This window comes from Pseudacidovorax sp. DMC4, assembly GCF_056314265.1.
In genome coordinates this window covers 320519-337376 of sequence record NZ_JBQUYR010000008.1, presented here as the reverse complement: position 1 = coordinate 337376, position 16858 = coordinate 320519, and the positions used below count along the sequence as shown (strand labels likewise).

Sequence of the window (16858 nt, the reverse complement as noted above, 5' to 3'; positions counted from 1 at the left end):
TTCGTGAAGAGCATCCCTGGGGCCTGTCAACGCCCTGCATCCGGTGTCGGCGAAGGCGCACGGGCGCCACCTTCGCGTTATTCCCGAGCGCAACACCTCACCATCCTGATAACGTATATGGTTCAACCAATCAAAGAGACGCACACCATGGAATTCTCCCGGCGACAGGTGCTGGCGGCCGGCCTGGCCACCCTGGGCGGCGCCGCCACCACGGCGGCCCAGGCGCAGGGCTATCCCAACAACGTCATCCGCTTCGTCATTCCGACGCCCCCGGGGGGCGGCCACGACATCATGATGCGGCTGGTGGGCCAGAAGCTCACCGAGCGGCTGGGGCAGCCGGTGATCGTGGAGTCCAAGCCCGGCGCCACCGGTGCCATCGCGGCACAGACCGTGGCCCGGGCCGCCCCCGACGGCTACACGCTGCTGCTGGCCTACAGCGCCTTTCTCAGCAACTTGTTGCTGATGTCCAAGCCGGGTTACCGGCAGGAGGACTTCAGCACCGTGGGCATGCTCGCGCTCACGCCCATCGCCCTGGGCATCAGCGAGAACCTCGCGGCCTCCACGCTGCGGCAGTATGTGGCGCTGGCCAAGACCCGGCCGGGGCAGCTCGCCTATGCCTCCTACGGGCAGGGCTCGGGCGGGCACTTCGTCGGCGAGCTGTTCAACGTGGCGGCCGGCATCGAGACCATCCATGTGCCCTACAAGGGCGAGGCGCCTGCGCTTCAGGACGTGATCGGCGGCCAGGTGCAGGCCGTGTGCGCCTCCATCGGCGGCACCAAGCGCTACCCGGGGCGCATCCGCACGCTGGCCGTGGCCTCGGCCGAGCGCTCGCCCAGCTATCCCGACGTGCCCACCTTTGCCGAACTCGGCTATCCCGGCGTGGACATGCCGGGCTGGGCGGCGCTGATGGCACCCGCCGGCACGCCCAAGGCCGTGGTGGACCTGCTCACGAAAGAGGTCAACGAGATCGTGCTGCTGCCCGACGTCAAGGCCAAGATTGCCGAGCTGGGCTTCGACTCGGTCGGCTGGGCGCCGGATCGCACGCACGCCTTCTTCAAGGCGCAGCTGGCGAGTTCGGAGAAGCTGGTGCGCTCGGGGCGCGTGAAGCTCTGAGACGAGGGGATGCGCAGGGCCCGAGGCCTTCGGGGCCTGGGGCCCTGGCGCCTGCGGGCACCGCAGACCTCACCAGCTGGGCCGCACCGTGCCGTCGCCGAAGGGTTCGTCCCGCCGGCGCGCGGCGGCCTTGAAGCCCATCGCCACAACGTCGGCATCGAAGTCTCGCTTGGCCCGGCTCAGGTGGGCGCGGCTGTCCATCTCCGCGGCCAGGCGGGCGATGGTGCCGGCGCCCGCGAGTTCCAGCGCGATGTTGACGATGCGCTTGTTGGTGGCGAGCAGCTCCGCATCGATGGTGGCGAGGCGGCGCGCAAGCGTCATCACCTCTTCTTCCAGCGCCTCGGCGGGCGCGCTGGCCACCGCCAGGCCGATGCGCGCCGCATCGGCGCCGCTGACCACATCGCCGCTCAGCAGCAGCCGCTTGGCCCATTGCGGTCCCACGTTGTAGAACCACATGTGGTTGGGCGGCGAGCCCATGGCGCGCGTGGCCGGGAAGCCGATGCGGGCGTCGTCCGCCGCGATCACCATGTCGCAGTACAGCGCCAGGTCGGTGCCACCGGCCACGCAATGGCCATGCACCTTGGCGATCACGGGCTTGTGCAGCGTGAAGGGCGTGCGCAGCAGTTCCTGGAAGCGCTCGAGCTTCCAGGCATCGTCGTCGAAGGAGCCGCTGCCGCTGCGGTAGAGGTCCGCGCCGGCCTCGCCGGCGGATTCGCTGGCATAGCGCGCGTAGGCCGACTGCATGTCGTAGCCGGCGCAGAAGTCGGGCCCCGCGCCTTCGAGCACGATGACGCGGACGGCCCGGAGGTCGTCGGCCTCCAGCAGCGCGGCACGCAGCTCGACCAGCATGTCCCACGACAGGGCGTTGCGGCGTGCCGGATGGTCGAGGGTGAGGCGCGCGACCCCGGCGTCGACCGCCATGCCGACGAAGCGTGCCTCGGTTCGCCACTTGCCCATCAGGCCACCTGCGCCGGTCGGACCACCGGAATGTCCGGCACCGGCTGCCCGCCTTGAATCGTCGCCGCGGCCTGCGTGGGCTTCAGGGCTTGGTCCGCAATGTGGTTGGCCGTGAGAAAGGCGAAGGCCATGTTGGGCCCGTGCGTGATGCCGGCCGCCGGGTAGTTGCCGCCCATCACGCTGGCGCGGTCGTTGCCGGCGGCATAGAGGCCGGGAATCGCACTGCCGTCGGGCCGCAGCACTTCGCCGGTGACGGCGGTGCTCAGGCCGTCGAAGGTGCCGAGGTCGCCCATCAGCAGCTTGATGGCATAGAAGGGCCCCTGGACGAGCGGCGCCACGCAGGGATTGGGCCCATGGTCGGGGTCGGCCAGGTAGCGGTTGAAGCTGGTGCCGCCACGATGGAAAGCCGGGTCCTCGCCGCGGGCGGCGTGCTGGTTGTAGTCGGCCACGGTGCGGACCAGACCCTCGACATCGATGCCGGCATGCCGGGCCAGTTGCTCCAGGGTACGGCCACGCAGCAGATAGCCATTGCGCAGCAGCGCGCCATGCGGGATCGGCGCCGGTTTGACATAGCCCAGGCCGTACTTGGTCAGCGCGATCTGGTCGCAGACCAGCCACATCGCCGTCTCGGGCATGCCCTCGCACGCTCGGTGCAGCGCGGCGCCGACGTCGTGGTACGAGTTGGATTCGTTGGTGAAGCGCCGGCCATTGGCCAGCACGCCGATCACGCCGGGCTTGTAGCGGTCCAGCAGGTGCGGAAACACGCCGGTCTGGCCGCCACCGAAGTCCACATGGGTGACCGGCATCCAGGCAGCGGGCTCCTTGAAGCGGATCTGCACCACCCCGCCGGCGTCTTCGGCCATCGCGCAGCCGTCGCCCGTGTTGCTTGCCGGCGTGGGCGAGAGGTGCTGGTGCCCGCGCCGCAGGTGCGGATAGGCCTGTGCGATGCGGCGGGCGTCGTGCGGAAAGCCGCCGCAGGCGAGGATCACGCCATGCCGTGCGCGCAGCGTGCGCTCGTCCCCTTCCGGTCCGGCCACCACGCCGGTGACGCGGCCGCCTTCCACCAGCAGCCGTCGCGCCGGCGTGTCGGTCAGGATGGGAATGCCCAGGTCCAGCGCCGACTGGGCCAGCCGTGCCGCCAGCGCATTGCCGCTGGTGACCTGCACGGCGCGGCGGTAGAGCAGCAGCTCCTTGAGGTGGTTGGCCAGCCGCCGCGCCACGTAGAAGAAGGAAGTGAGCGACCTGGTGGCACGGAAGAAGTGCTTCAGGTCGGCGTTGGACGAGTTGAACATCATCCCCATGAAGGTGATGCTGCGCAGCGGCGGCTTGAGCCGCGGCATGTCCTTGCCCAGGCCGCGAATGTCGTAGGGCGTGGCCAGGATCGAGCGGCCCACGTCGGCACCACCGGGCGCGGTGGGGTGGTAGTCGGGATAGAGGGTGGGCACGAACTGCATGGCCGTCTCGCGCTCCAGGAAGTCCACCATGCGCGGGCCGTTCTCGATGAAGGCGTCCACGGCGGCTGCGTTGTAGAACTGCCCGGTCTCGGCCTGCATGAAGGTACGCACCTGCTCGGCGGTGTCGGACGGGTTCTGCCGGAGGCCGTGGTGGGTCAGGGGAATCCACAGCACGCCGCCCGACAGTGCCGTGGTGCCGCCGAAGACGGGCTCCTTCTCGAGCACCACCACATCCAGCCCGCGCTTGCGGGCGGTGATGGCGGCGGTGAGGCCGGCCGCGCCGGAGCCGACGACCACCAGGTCGTGCTCGGCGGCCTCTGTGGCAAGGGTGTTCATTCCGCCTTGATGTTGAACTGGGTGACGATGTCGCGCAGCTGATCGGACTCGGTCTTCATCATCTGGGCGAAGTCGGCCGGACTGGTGGTGCGGGCCACGGCGCCGGTCGCCAGCAGCCGGGTCTTGAGCCCGTCGTCGGCCATGACCTTGCGGAAGGCGGCATTGAGCCGTTCGACCACCGCGTCGGGCGTTCCTGCCGGCGCCATGACGCCGAACCAGGCCTGGGCCTCGTAGCCGGGCACGGCGCGGTTCAGGGGTGGCGTGCCCGGTACCACGCTGGAGGGTTCCCGGGTGCCGACGCCCAGCAGCTTCAGGTTGCCCTGCTGCACCTGGCCCAGCATGGCGGAGGAGGGCGTGGTCACCAGCATCTGCACCTCGCCCGTGCGCGCCGCCATGGTGGAGGCCGCCTCGCCCTTGTAGGGAATGTGTTCGGCCTTGATGCCCGACAGCTGGATGAGGCGGGCCGTGGACAGGTGGCCGTAGGAGGCCGTGCCGGCCGAGGCGTACATGACACCCTTGGGCTGCTTGCGCGCCCAGTCGAAGAAGGACTTGGCATCGTCCGCCGGCACCGCCTTGTTGACCACCAGCACCATGGGCACCACCGAGGTCAGCGTCACGGGCCGCAAGTCCTTGAAGGCGTCGTAGCCGGCCTTGTCGTTCAGCAGCGGCGTGGTCAGCACGCCGTTGTTGGGGTAGAGCAGGGTGTAGCCGTCGGGCCGGGCGCGCGCCACCAGCTGGGCGGCGATGGCGCCCGAGGCGCCGGGGCGGTTGTCCACCACGATGGGCTGGCCCAGTTCCTTGCCCAGCGCGTCCTGGAACATGCGCACCTGGCCATCGCTGGTGCCGCCGGCCGCATAGGGCACGACGATGGTGATGGGCCGGCTCGGATAGGCCTCCTGGGCGGCGGCAAGGGCCGGCGCCGTGGCGGCGAGGGCGAGGCAGAGGATTCGGGCGGCGGTGGGGCGGTGCATGGAAGGTCTTCCTTGTGTCGGCGCTTCGGCGAGATTCAATGGTTGGGCCAATGGGATTGTGGCCTGTCGCCGCCGGAAGTCCAAGTTAGGGGTTGACCGGAGGACGCTCCTGACCGCAGCCCGTGCCCGGACGCGCGTTGGTCAGGCGGCCGCAGGCCGGCAGCGGTACATGTTGCCGATCACCATGGAGTGCACCGTCTCGCCGCGCTGGTTCTTGACGATGCGTTCGCAGGTCACGATGCCCTTCGTGCCGCTGCTGGTGAGCTTCTTCTCCACCGGCGTGATCAGCGCATGGATGGTGTCGCCAGCCTTCACCGGCAGGTGCATGCGCCACTGGTCCAGGCCCGTCATGGCGATGATGGTGCCGTCGTTGATGCCGGTGAGGCACTGCAGGCCGCCCACGATGGCCAGCACCAGCGGCCCGTGCGCGATGGGCTCGCCATAGGACTGGGTCTTGCAGAACTCGTGGTCGATGTGCGGCGCGTTGTGGTCGCCGGACAGGCAGGCGAAGTTGACGATGTCGGTCAGCGTGACCGTGCGCCGCGAGGTCACGATGGTCTGGCCGATCTCGAAATCCTCGAAATACATCCCGCGCGGGGTGCGCTCGTAGGTGTAGGACATGGTGGTGGCCGCACGGCTGCAGGCCATGCATTTTTCAATGGTAGAGCCATTCTATGTCCCGAGGACGCACGCACGCAACGCGGCCGCGCCGGGCAGGCGGCCGCGAGCGTCCGCCTTCGCCAACGGCGAGGCAGGAAAGACAGGAGAAAGGAAGCGGGCGCGACCCCGCGCCGCTCAGCGCTTCTTCGCCGGCGCGCGGCTGCGGGGCGCAGGCGCGGCGTCATCGGTCGCCAGGTGCGAGAGGTAGCCCTTCTGCAGGCGCTTGAGGCTGGCCTCCATCTCGGCCACGGCGGCGTCGACGTCGCGCGCCTCCATGTGCTTGAGGAAGCGCTTGCGCGAGGGCAGCACAAAGGCGTTCTCGTACTCGCCCAGGGTCTGGATGAAGCGGCTGAGCACGGCCATCAGGCTGTCCATCATCAGCACCATGAGCGGGTTGCCCGTCATGCGCGCCAGGATGCGGTGGAAGTCCAGGTGCATCTCGGCGCGGCGCTGGAAGTCGCCGTCCTTCGTGGCCTGGGCGGCGGCCTCGACGTTGTTGCGCAGCGCCTCCAGGTCCGCGGGCGTGGCGCGGCTGCAGGCCTCGCGCACGATCACCGATTCGAGCCAGATGCGCGCCTCGGTCAGGTGGGCGGGCGTGATGGTGCCGATGTGGTACAGGTCCATCAGGCTGGTGGTGATGGCCAGGCCCGAGCCTTCGCTGATGAAGGCACCGCCGCTGGCGCCCTTCTGCAGCCGCACCAGGCCGCCGTGTTCCAGCGAGCGCAGTGCCTCGCGCAGCGTGTTGCGCGACACGCCGAACTGCACCGCCAGGGCCCGTTCGGCCGGCAGCCGGCTGCCCACCTTCAGCCGGCCCTCGGCCAATTCGGTGCGGATCTGGTCGGCGATCTCCTCGAAGGCGCGGGCCGAGCGCACGGCCTGGAAGCGCACGGCAGGCGCCGCGGGGTCGGGCTGCGGCGCGGCGGAGAGGGCGGAGGGAGACGATGTCTTGGTTGCCATGGGTCTGGAGAGCTGGGGCGTCAAGCGGCCCGCCGGGCCGCGACGCGTTTGGTCGCTGCCTTCTTGCTTTCGCTTTCGAGGTAGTCGCTGATGAGCTTGAGGTGGGCCGTCATGGCCGCCGCCGCGGCCGAGGCATCGCGGGCGCGCAGGTGCGTGAGCACCTTGCGGCGCACCTGCATGAAGTCCTTGCGCGGACGCGGGTCCACCTGGGCCAGCAGGCCGCGGATGATTTCCGACAGCGCATCGACCATCGCCGTGAACACCTCGTTGTGAGTGGCCTCGGCGATGAGTTGGTAGAAGCGGATCACCGAATGGGTGTTGCGCGAGCCGTGGCCTTGCCGGAACAGGTCGGTGTGGTAGTCGATGTCGGCCTCGATGGCGTCGATCTCCTCTTCGGTCGCCCGTTCACAGGCCAGGCGGATGGCCACGGCCATCAGCTCGATGCGGGCCTCGGTGACGTGAGCGATCGACGCCTGCTGCAGCGAGACCATGTCGCGCACGGACTGGGTGAGGCTGGTGGGTTTGCCGTTGCGGATGAAGAAGCCGCCGTTCAGGCCGGTGAGGGCCTCCACCACACCCGCCGACTCCAGGCTGCGCAATGCCTCGCGCACGGCGCTTCGGCTGACGTCGAACTGCTCGGCCAGGTCCTTTTCGGCGGGCAGCCGGTCGCCGGGGCGCAACTCGCCCCGGGCCAGCTGTTCGCGGATCTGACTGGCGACCGCCTCGAAGGTGCGACGCGTGCGCACCGGCTGGAACAGGGGCGTGACCGCCGGTTCTGCGAGGGCGGCTGTGGCGCCGGGGCCGGCCTTGGCGCGCGGGATGGACGGGGAGATGCGCTTCGTCGGCATTGGATGAACCTCTTTGGGCAATCGTAATACAGCGACGAGGCGTCTCCGGGCCCCAGGCCCGACGCTCGGGCGATCGCGCTCAGGCGGCTGGCGGAAAGCCGCGGTACGGCGGTGGCCGCCGGGCCAGCATGGCCTCGATGGCCTCGCGCGGCTCCGGCGCGGCGAAGGCGGCGGCCTGGCTGCCCGCCTCCATGCTGAACAGGGTCTGCTGGTCCGCATCGAGCGAGGCATTGAGCGCGGCCTTGGTCAGGGCCAGGGCCGTGGGCGCGGCCTGGGTGAGGCTGCGGGCGATGGCGGCAGCACGGGCCTCCAGCGCCTCGCTGGCATGCACCTCCATCGCGATGCCCAGGCGCTGCGCCTCGTGCGCATCGATGTCCCGGGTGGAGAAGATCAGCTCCTTGGCCCGCTGCACGCCCACCGCGCGCGGCAGCAGGTACATCGCCCCCAGGTCGGGCACCAGCCCGAGCCGCAGATAGGCCATGCAAAAGCGCGCACGCTCGGAGGCGAGCACGATGTCGGCGGTGAGCGCCAGCGCGAAGCCCGCGCCCATGGCCGGGCCATCCACGGCCGCGATGACCGGTCGCCCCAGATTGAGCATGTCCTGGATGAAACGCAGCCCCCCGCGGATGCGTTGCTGCCAGTAGGCGGGCCCGGAATCCAGGTGCTCCTTCAGCACATGCAGGTTGCCGCCGGCGCAGAAGGTGCCGGGCGTGGCGGTGAGCACCAGCACGCGGATGCCGGGGTCGTCGCGCACCTGCTCCAGCACGGCCATCAGGTCGGCGCGCAGCTGGGCGTCGAAGGGGTTGTGGATGGCAGGGCGGGACAGGCGGACCCAGCCGACCTGCTCGCGCACCTCGAACTGCAGGGTGTCCATGGGCGGTCGTCCTTCAGGCCGGTGTGAACATGGGCACCAGCGTCCCGTCCTCGGCAGGCTTGAAGCACACCTGAACGCGCTGGCCGATGTGCAGCGCGTCGAGGTCGCAGTCCACGATGTTGGTGAGCATGGTGATGCCCTCGTCCAGCGCCACGTAGGCGATGGCATAGGGAATGGGGCCTGCGCGGCGCGTGACGCTGACGCTGTAGATCGTGCCCCGGCCCGACAGGCTGCGCCACTCCGTGTCGCCCTGGCAGAAGGGGCAGACCGGCCGCGGATACCAGTGCGGCTTGTGGCAGCTCGTGCACTGGCGCGTCAGCAGCAGGTGGTCGGCGGTGGCGGCCCAGAAGCGCTCGGTGGCGGCATCGTGCGGCAGCGTGGTGAGGGGGCGTTCGGTGTAGGGCGTCGCCATGATGTCATTCCCTTTCCATGATGAGCGTTGCGCTGCCGTGGCGCGAGCCGAGCAGGCCGCCCGTGCCCTGCGCCAGCGCCAGCCGGCAGTCGGGCACCTGCACCTTGGGATGGGCCTCGCCGCGCAGCTGGCGCACCGCCTCGATCACCTTGGTGATGCCGCCCCGGTTGGCCGGGTGGTTGTTGCACAGGCCGCCACCGTCGGTGTTGAAGGGCAGCCTGCCCACGCCGGAGATCAGATTGCCGTCGGCCACGAAGCGGCCGCCCTGGCCCTTGGGGCAGAAGCCGAGGTCTTCCAGCTGCATCAGCACCGTGATGGTGAAGCTGTCGTAGATCGAGGCGTACTGGATGTCGGCCGGCTTCACGCCGGCCTCCGCAAAGGCGGCCGGGCCGGACACGGCGGCGCCCGACCAGGTCAGGTCCACCGCGCCGCCGAGCTGGCCCTTGATGGTTTCGCCGGCACCCAGCACCCGCACCACGGGCCGCTTGAGCCGGCGTGCGATCTCGGGCCGCACCACCACCAGGGCGCCGCCGCCGTCGCTCACCACACAGCAGTCGAGCTTGTGCAGCGGGTCGGAGATCAACGGCGAGGCCAGCACCTCCTCGACCGTCACGGTCTCCCGCAGCATCGCATGCGGGTTGTGCTGGGCATGCTGCGAGGCGGCCACCTTGATCCAGGCGAGCTGTTCGGAGGTGGTGCCGTACTCGTGCATGTGGCGCGCGGCGGCCAGGGCGTACATGTTGACCGTGACCGGCGAATACGGCATCTCCCACGCCGCGTCGGGCGTGGCGGCCGTCACCAGGCGGGCACCGACGCCGACACCGCTGCCGCCTTCGGTACGCGGCCGCCCAGCCAGGGTGATCAGCGCCACGTCGCACTTGCCCGCGGCGATGGCCTGGGCGGCATGCGACACGTGGATGAGGTAGGCCGAGCCGCCGGTGTCCGTGGTGTCGACGTGGCGCAGGCGGGTCAGGCCCAGGTAGTCGGCCATGCTGTTGGCGCCGAGGCCGGGCGCGTCGCCGGCACAGAAGTAGCCGTCCACGTCCTGCAGCGTGAGGCCGGCATCGGCCAGGGCGCCGCGCGCGCATTCGGCATGCAGCTGGGCCACGGTCTTGTCCGGCGCCTTGCGCGTCGGATGCTCGAAGGCCCCTGCGATGCAGGCCTTGCCCTTGATGGTCATCGGCGTTTCTCCTGTGAACCTTGAAAGATGGTCGCCACCATAATATTGGTTCAACCATAAGTGATCGAGACACGGACGCGACAGATGCGCGGGCAGGCCACCGGGTCGACCGTTGACGTCCGAATCGGCCAACATCTAATATTGGTTCAACCAAACAAATGGAGCAACGACCCATGAATCCTCTTGTCACTCTGCAGGACCGCACGGTCGTCGTCACCGGCGCCGGCCAGGGCATCGGCAAGGCGCTGACCGAGCTGATCGTTCAGCTCGATGGCCGCGTGGTGGCGGTGGACATGAACGGCGACGGCCTGCGCTCCGCCCTGGCCGAGCTGCCCGCCGACCGGGTGATGACGGTGGTCGGCAGCGTGACCGACGCCGCGCTGGCCACCCGCGCCGTGGACGAGGCGGTGGAGCGCTTCGGTGCGCTGCACGGCCTGGTCAACAACGCCGGCATCACCCGCCCGGCCATGATCGAGAAGATGACCGACCAGCAATGGAAGGACGTGATCGACGTGCACCTCACCGGCAGCTTCTACTGGCTGCAGGCCGTGGGCCGGCACATGGTGGCGCGGTCGCGGGGCGGCGACAGCCGCGGCGGCTCGATCATCAACATCTCTTCGGACGCGGGGCGCAAGGGCTCCATCGGCCAGATCAACTACGCGGCCGCCAAGGCCGGCCTGCTGGGCATGACGATGACCGCCGCCCGTGAATGGGGCCGCTACAACATCCGCACCAACTCCATCTGCTTCGGCGTGGTGGAAACGCCCATGACCGAAGTGGTGCGCGGCGAGAAGTTCAAGGACGGCATGCTGGCGCAGATTCCCCTGGGCCGCTGGTCCACCGCCGAGGAGGCGGTGCGCATGCTGGCCTTCCTGCTGTCGGATGCAGGCAGCTACATGACCGGCCAGCACATCGGCGTCAACGGCGGTTTCCACATCAGCCTCTGAGCGCCGCGACCCGCCAGGAGCCCCCATGTACATGCCCCCCGACACGCGTCTGCGCCTCGATCCCCGGGACGAATACACCCACACGCCCGAAGCCGCAGGCAACTACAACGAGAGCATGTACTTCAATGCCTTCGAGACGGCCACGGGCGTGGGCGCCTGGTTCCGTCTGGGCAACCGGCCCAACGAAGGCCATGCCGAGATGACCTGCTGCATCTACCTGCCCGACGGGCGGGTGGCCTTCATGTTCGGGCGGCCGGCCATCGGCAACAACGACGCCATGGATGCCGGCGGCATGCGCTTCGAGGTGATCGAGCCCTTCCGCCGCCTGCGCTGCAGCTACGTGGGCGAGCTGCTCGTCATGGACGACCCCCTGGCCATGGCCGATCCGAGCCGTGCCTTCAAGATCTTTCCGAAGAAGCCGGGCACTTTCGTGCTGGACTTCGAGGGCATCTCGCCCATGCATGGCGGCGAGATCGTCACCATGGACGGGCGGCCCATCGACGTCGATCCGGCGCTGTCGGTCTATCGCGGCCATACCGAGCAGAACATGGCCGTCACCGGCCACATCATGGTGGACGGGCAGCGCTTCGACTTCGTGCGGGGCACGGGCTACCGCGACAAGTCCTGGGGCCCACGGCATTGGCACAGCTTCTTTTGGTACAAGTGGATTCCGGTCACCTTCGACCGCGAGTTCGGCGTGCTGCTGTCGATCAAGGGCCGGCCCGAAGGCGGCCCGGACCGCATCAGCGGCAACGTGCTGCGCGGCGGTGTCTACGAGCCGGTGATCGACGGCCGCATCGAGACCGACTACGACGAGGCCTGGTATCCGCGTGCGGTGACCGCCACGGTCACCACCGCCCAGGGTGTCTACCTACTCCAGGGCAGGGTGCTGCGCACCGTGCCGCTGCGCCACAGGCGCCGCGGCGGCGGCAGCGACACCCGGATCACCGAAAGCCTGACCGAATGGCGCTGTGGCGACCGCACGGTGCTCGGCATGATCGAGTTCTGCGACCTGATGGAGGACGGCGTGCCCGCGTCCGAGGCCCGCCGCAGCACGGCGCCAGCGGCAACGCCGGAGGCCGCCCGATGAGCGGCCCGGACGGTCTGCAGGTGGCCCGCGAGGCCGCCGTTGCCGTGCTCACCCTCGACCGTCCCGGCAGCCGCAACGCGCTCAGCCCGGCCCTGGCCGACGCACTCACCGCCGCGCTGCGGGAGGCGCAGCAGGACGACGCGGTGCGCGCCGTGGTGCTGGCCGGGGCGGGCGGCGACTTCTGCGCCGGTGGCGACCTCAAGGTCATGGCCGATGCCAGCCCGCGCACGGCCGAGCAGCGGCTGGCCGGCATGCAGCGCTACCGGACGCTGACCGAAACCCTGCTCGGCCTGGACAAGCCGCTCGTCGCCGCGGTCGATGGCGTGGCCTTCGGCGCGGGGCTGAGCCTGGCCCTCACGGCCGACATCGTGGTGCTCAGCCGCCGTGCGCGGCTGGCCATGGCCTTCCACCGCGTGGGCCTGGTGCCGGACCTGGGCGCCTGGTACACGCTGCCGCGCGTGGTCGGCCTGCAAAGGGCCAAGGAGCTGATCTTCTCCGCCCGCGAGTTCGGCGCCGACGAGGCGCGGCAGATGGGCCTGGCGCTGGAGGTGCTCGCGCCTGCGGCGCTGCTGCCGCGCGCTCTGGCCATCGCGCAGAGCTTCGGCGGCGCCTCGCCGGTGGCCTTGCGGCTGAGCAAGCGGGCCTTGCAGGCCTCGCTGCAGAGCGGGCTCGGCGCCATGCTCGACCTCGAGGTGCTGTCCAACCCCGTCGTCGCCGCGAGCGACTACGTGGCCGAGGCCGCGCGCCGCTTTGCCCACAAGGAGCCGGCCCAGTTCCAGTGGCCGGCTTCCCCTTCCGCCAACGACGCCTGAACCGGCGCTTTTCCCATGATCGATTCCGACAAGACCCGTGCCTGGAATTCCGGCGACGTGCGCCAGCACTACACCGCCAAGGACTGCATCCTCTACGCCCTCGGCCTGGGCGCGGGTGCCGATCCGCTCGATCCGCAGCAGCTGCGATTCATCTACGAGAAGGAACTGGCGGCGCTGCCCACCATGGCGGCCGTGCTGGCTTCGCCCGGTTCATGGATGCGCGAGCGTGTCGAACTGGGCATCGACTTCCTGAAGCTGGTGCACGGCGAGCAGGCCGTCACGCTGCATGCGCCGCTCCCGCCGGCGGCGGCGCTCATCGGCCGCAGCCGCGTCACCCGCCTCGTCGACAAGGGGGAGGGCAAAGGCGCCGTAATGCATGTCGAGAAGGTGCTGACCGACGAGGCCACCGGCCAGCGGCTGGCCACCTGCGAGCAAGTGCTGTTCCTGCGCGGCAACGGAGGCTTTGCGCCCGGCGCGGCCAGCGACGCGCCGACCCCGGCCCCGGCCGCCGTGCCCGACACGGCGCCCGACCTCAGCGTGACGGTGGCGACGCGGGCCGATGCGGCAGCGCTCTACCGCCTTTCCGGCGACCTGAATCCGCTGCACATCGACCCGGCCGTGGCCACGCGCTCGGGCTTTCCGCGGCCCATCCTGCACGGCCTGGCCACCTGGGGCATGGCCGGCCTCGCCGCCGTGCAGCACTTCTGCGGCGGCGATCCGTCGCGCCTCACGGGCCTGCGGGCGCGGCTGTCCTCGCCCGTGTTCCCGGGCGAGACGCTGGCCTTCGACTTCTGGGCGCTGGGCGCCAGCGAACTGGCCCTGCGCGCCCGCGTGCCGGCGCGCGAGGTGGTGGTGTTGAGCCACGGGCGCGTCACGCTCCGCTCATGAGCGGTTGCGTTTCCATGAAGACACGCATCACAGCAGCCCTGGGCATCCGGCTGCCGATCATCCAGGGCGGCATGCAGTGGGTCGGCACGGCCGAGATGGCCTCGGCCGTCAGCAACGCCGGCGGCCTGGGCACGCTCAGCGCCCTGACCCAGCCCACGCCCGAAGCCCTGGGCCGCGAGATCGAGCGCTGCCGCGGCATGACGGACCGGCCCTTCGGCGTCAACGTGACCATGCTGCGCACCATGAATCCGCCGCCCTACGAGCGCATCTTCGACGTGATCGTGGCGCGGGGCGTGCGCGTGGTGGAGACGGCGGGCAATGTGCCGGCCGAGGTCTTCGACCGGCTCAAGGGCGCGGGCATCACGGTCATCCACAAGTGCACCTCGGTGCGCCACGCGCTGGCGGCCGAGAAGCGCGGCGTGGACCTGGTGAGCATCGACGGCTTCGAATGCGCAGGCCATCCGGGCGAGGACGACGTGCCCGGCCTGGTGCTCATCCCGGCCGCGGTGCGGGCCCTGCGCGTTCCCGTGATCGCCTCCGGCGGCATCGCCACCGGCGCCGGCATGGCGGCGGCCCTGGCGCTGGGCGCCGAGGGCGTCAACATGGGCACCCGCTTCGTCGCCACGCAGGAAGCGCCGGTGCACGCGAACATCAAGCAGGCCCTGCTCGCCGCGCGGGAGACGGACACCCGGCTCATGTTCCGCACGCTGCGCAACACCGCCCGGGTGCTGCGCAATGCCGTCAGCGAAGAGGTGGTGGCGCTCGAAAACCGCCCCGGCGGCTGCAGCTTCGACGATCTGCGTCCGCTGGTGGCCGGCGCCCGCGGGCGGGCCACGCTGCATTCCGGCGCCGTCGACGACGGCGTGGTGTGGGCCGGCCAGGTGGTCGGCCTGGTCGACGACATCCCCTCGTGCGCCGACCTGCTGGCGCGCATGGCCCGCGAGTGCCGCGAGCGCCTGTCGGCGGCTGCAGCATTGGTGGCCTGAGGGGGCGCGAGCAAGGCCGTCATGCCCGTCCTTGCTGTTTGATCCAGCCGAGGCAAGCGGCGCGCCCGTTCAGCCCACGCCCGCGCCGCGCAGGGCGATGATGTCTGCGTCGCGGTAGCCGAGTTCGCGCAGGATCGCCTCGGTGTCCGTGCCAGCAGCCACCGGAGCGCGGGGCCGTTCGGGCGCGGAACGGCTGAAGCGTGGCGCCGGCGCCGGTTGCGTCAGGCCGTCCTGCGTGTAGAAGGCGTTGCGCGCCTTCTGGTGCGGATGGTCGGGCACCTCGTCCAGAGCCAGCACCGGCGCGAAGCACACGTCCGTGCCTTCGAGCAGGGCACACCATTCGTCGCGTGTCTTCTGGGCGAAGCGGTGGGCCAGCTCGGCCTTCAGCGCCGGCCAGCGGCTGGCATCGTGCTGCGGCCAGGCCGCAGGGTCTTCGATGCCCAGCTTGTCCAGCAGCAGGGCGTAGAACTGCGGCTCGATGCTCCCCAGCGAGATCCAGCCGCCATCGGCGCAGCGGTAGCTGCCGTAGTAGTGGCTGCCGCCGTCCAGCACGCCGGTTCCGCGTGACTTCGTGCGGCCGGCGGCCTGCACGCTGTGGAACAGCGTCATCAGCAGCGACACGCCGTCCACCATGGCCGCATCGACCACCTGGCCCTTGCCGCTTCCCCGTGCCTCGAACAGCGCGCAGGCGATACCGAAGGCCAGCAGCATGGTGCCGCCGCCGTAGTCGCCCACCAGGTTGAGCGGCGCCACCGGCGCCTCGGGCGTTCCGATCATGCCCAGAGCGCCGGCCAGGGCGATGTAGTTGATGTCGTGCCCTGCGGCCGTGGCCAGGGGGCCTTCCTGGCCCCAGCCGGTCATGCGGCCATAGACCAGGCGCGGGTTACGCGCCAGGCAGGCGTCGGGCCCCAGCCCCAGCCGTTCCATGACGCCCGGGCGAAAGCCTTCCACCATCACGTCGGCGCCCTCGATCAGGCGCAGCAGCACCTCTCGGGCGGCGTCCTGCTTGACGTCGAGGGCGATGGAGCGCCGGCCGCGGCGCGAGATGTCCTTGTGCGGCGGCACCATGCCGCCGCCGGCGGCTGGGCCGGGGCGGTCGACGCGGATCACCTCGGCGCCCATGTCGGCCAGCAGCATGGCGGCCAGCGGGCCGGGGCCGATCGAGGCGATCTCGATCACGCGTACGCCGTGGAGCGGGCCGGCCATCAGCGTGGCGCTCCGAGGGCGCGGATGGGTGTGTGGACAAGCATGGCGTTCTTCCAGGGCAGTGAATATGATGGTGAATGGTTGTACCAATAGAATCTAGCACGCCGGGCGCCGACTTGTCGACGCGGCGCGTGCCACAGCCGCAGTGGCTGCAAACGACGGCTGCCATTGCCGTGCCGGATCCGGCTACCGCGGTCGCGGCCGACCCCGACGCAGCATGGAGACGGGCACGGCCGGACTGGCCGTGTACCGACGATTGGGCGCATGAACCCGATTCAGCGAACTGCCAGCACCGCCACTTTCGCCCTTTCCGGCCTCGCCGCCCTTGGCGCCGCCGTGGCGGCCGACGTCAATCCGCTCGATGCCGAGCGCTGGAAGACCCGGCCGCTGGTGGTCGTCGCACCGCGCGCCGACGACCCGCTGCTGCGCGAGGTCGAGGCCACCCTTGCCCGGACGGCCGCGCGCGAGGCCTTCATCGAACGCGAGATGGTGCTCTACCGGGTGGTGGCCGGCGTTGGCAGCCGCGACGGCCGGGCCCTGACGCCCGGACAGACCCGGGCGCTGCTTGCCGCGCTCGAACTCCGCGCCGATGCCCCCGCGCAGCTGGTGCTGGTGGGCAAGGACGGCGGCGCCAAGCTGCGCCAGAACGGCGGCGCCGACCTGGCCGAGATCTTCCGCACCATCGACCGCATGCCGATGCGCCAGTCGGGCCGCTGAGCCGCCCCGCGCGGCATGGCCGCCTGCGCAGCGCGTAGGCGGCGGACTTCAGCGGCATCAGCCGCCGTCCGCGAGGCCGCGAGGGCCCGCCTCCCGGATCATCTGCCGCACTCGATCACCACCACGAACGTGCGGGAGCCGGTCATGCATTCGATGGAAAAGTACCTTGCCGAAGAGCCCTTCGCCCTGCGCCGCAGCGAGCGCTCCGACATCAACGTCAACGACCGCACCGAGATCCGCCACTATGCCCAGGAACTGGGCGTCGACGAGCAGCACCTGATCGGCGCAGTCGACCGCGCAGGCCTGAACGGCCGTGCGGTGCAGGCGCACCTGGGCTGCTGCTGAGCGCACCCGTCCCTGGCCGAGTCTGAAGCCTCCCATGCCCGCGCCGCCTTCGTGCGAGCGCCGCAATTCCTCTCCCTGACTTCAGACGCCTGATGTCCGCCATCG

At 70.3% G+C, this 16858-nt stretch carries 18 protein-coding genes; 8 read left to right on the top strand and 10 right to left on the bottom strand.

Features of this window, described 5'->3' with window-relative positions; all coding sequences use genetic code 11:
* Positions 1-147: 147 nt before the first annotated feature.
* Positions 148-1113: a Bug family tripartite tricarboxylate transporter substrate binding protein gene (locus ACT54X_RS17305; protein WP_294376206.1), complete on the top strand. Its 966-nt coding sequence runs from the start codon at positions 148-150 to the stop codon at positions 1111-1113.
* 69 nt (positions 1114-1182) lie between these two features.
* Here the strand turns inward: ACT54X_RS17305 and ACT54X_RS17300 are convergent, their stop codons facing one another.
* From ACT54X_RS17300 to ACT54X_RS17260, 9 genes are all read right to left on the bottom strand, one after another.
* Complete coding sequence (locus ACT54X_RS17300; protein ID WP_294376208.1) at positions 1183-2070, bottom strand: crotonase/enoyl-CoA hydratase family protein; 888 nt, start codon at positions 2068-2070, stop codon at positions 1183-1185.
* Entirely contained in the window at positions 2070-3860 is a 1791-nt protein-coding gene (locus ACT54X_RS17295; protein WP_294376209.1) for an FAD-dependent oxidoreductase, read from the bottom strand. The genes ACT54X_RS17300 and ACT54X_RS17295 overlap by 1 nt, the downstream gene beginning before the upstream one ends.
* Complete coding sequence (locus tag ACT54X_RS17290; RefSeq protein WP_294376211.1) at positions 3857-4831, bottom strand: Bug family tripartite tricarboxylate transporter substrate binding protein; 975 nt, start codon at positions 4829-4831, stop codon at positions 3857-3859. Before ACT54X_RS17290 ends, ACT54X_RS17295 begins: the two co-directional genes overlap by 4 nt.
* A gap of 141 nt (positions 4832-4972) precedes the next feature.
* A complete protein-coding gene (locus ACT54X_RS17285) occupies positions 4973-5479 on the bottom strand; it encodes a MaoC/PaaZ C-terminal domain-containing protein (protein ID WP_294376214.1) in 507 nt (168 codons plus the stop codon).
* Between the two features lie 147 nt (positions 5480-5626).
* Positions 5627-6448: a FadR/GntR family transcriptional regulator gene (locus ACT54X_RS17280; RefSeq protein ID WP_476347625.1), complete on the bottom strand. Its 822-nt coding sequence runs from the start codon at positions 6446-6448 to the stop codon at positions 5627-5629.
* A gap of 20 nt (positions 6449-6468) precedes the next feature.
* Entirely contained in the window at positions 6469-7296 is an 828-nt protein-coding gene (locus tag ACT54X_RS17275) for a FadR/GntR family transcriptional regulator (RefSeq protein ID WP_294376217.1), read from the bottom strand.
* Between the two features lie 79 nt (positions 7297-7375).
* Positions 7376-8170 carry an enoyl-CoA hydratase/isomerase family protein gene (locus ACT54X_RS17270; protein WP_476347624.1) on the bottom strand — a complete coding sequence of 265 codons (795 nt, stop codon included), beginning with the start codon at positions 8168-8170 and terminating at the stop codon, positions 7376-7378.
* A 13-nt stretch (positions 8171-8183) separates the two neighbouring features.
* Positions 8184-8582, bottom strand: coding sequence for a Zn-ribbon domain-containing OB-fold protein (locus tag ACT54X_RS17265; protein WP_294376222.1), 399 nt, complete (start codon positions 8580-8582; stop codon positions 8184-8186).
* Positions 8583-8586: 4 nt separating this feature from the next.
* On the bottom strand, positions 8587-9762 hold the full coding sequence (locus tag ACT54X_RS17260; RefSeq protein ID WP_476347623.1) for a thiolase domain-containing protein: 1176 nt from the start codon (positions 9760-9762) through the stop codon (positions 8587-8589).
* A 173-nt stretch (positions 9763-9935) separates the two neighbouring features.
* On the opposite strand from ACT54X_RS17260, the gene ACT54X_RS17255 reads away from it, so the two are divergent.
* Genes ACT54X_RS17255 through ACT54X_RS17235 form a run of 5 tightly spaced genes read left to right on the top strand, consistent with a single transcriptional unit; the run spans position 9936 to position 14485 of the window.
* The gene (locus ACT54X_RS17255; RefSeq protein WP_294376227.1) at positions 9936-10709 is read left to right on the top strand and encodes an SDR family NAD(P)-dependent oxidoreductase; all 774 of its coding nucleotides are present in this window, start codon (positions 9936-9938) and stop codon (positions 10707-10709) included.
* A gap of 25 nt (positions 10710-10734) precedes the next feature.
* A complete protein-coding gene (locus tag ACT54X_RS17250; protein ID WP_476347622.1) occupies positions 10735-11799 on the top strand; it encodes a DUF7064 domain-containing protein in 1065 nt (354 codons plus the stop codon).
* Positions 11796-12611: an enoyl-CoA hydratase/isomerase family protein gene (locus tag ACT54X_RS17245; protein WP_476347621.1), complete on the top strand. Its 816-nt coding sequence runs from the start codon at positions 11796-11798 to the stop codon at positions 12609-12611. Before ACT54X_RS17250 ends, ACT54X_RS17245 begins: the two co-directional genes overlap by 4 nt.
* 15 nt (positions 12612-12626) lie before the next feature.
* A complete protein-coding gene (locus ACT54X_RS17240) occupies positions 12627-13499 on the top strand; it encodes a MaoC/PaaZ C-terminal domain-containing protein (protein WP_476347620.1) in 873 nt (290 codons plus the stop codon).
* A gap of 14 nt (positions 13500-13513) precedes the next feature.
* Positions 13514-14485: an NAD(P)H-dependent flavin oxidoreductase gene (locus tag ACT54X_RS17235; protein WP_476347619.1), complete on the top strand. Its 972-nt coding sequence runs from the start codon at positions 13514-13516 to the stop codon at positions 14483-14485.
* A 69-nt stretch (positions 14486-14554) separates the two neighbouring features.
* Here the strand turns inward: ACT54X_RS17235 and ACT54X_RS17230 are convergent, their stop codons facing one another.
* On the bottom strand, positions 14555-15691 hold the full coding sequence (locus ACT54X_RS17230; protein WP_476347618.1) for a CaiB/BaiF CoA transferase family protein: 1137 nt from the start codon (positions 15689-15691) through the stop codon (positions 14555-14557).
* Positions 15692-15955: 264 nt separating this feature from the next.
* Here ACT54X_RS17230 and ACT54X_RS17225 point away from each other — a divergent pair, with 264 nt between their 5' ends.
* Both ACT54X_RS17225 and ACT54X_RS17220 read left to right on the top strand, forming a co-directional pair.
* Entirely contained in the window at positions 15956-16408 is a 453-nt protein-coding gene (locus ACT54X_RS17225; RefSeq protein WP_294376242.1) for a DUF4174 domain-containing protein, read from the top strand.
* Positions 16409-16552: 144 nt separating this feature from the next.
* Positions 16553-16753, top strand: a complete 201-nt coding sequence (locus ACT54X_RS17220; protein ID WP_234195719.1) for a DUF3606 domain-containing protein — start codon at positions 16553-16555, stop codon at positions 16751-16753.
* Positions 16754-16858: the final 105 nt, after the last annotated feature.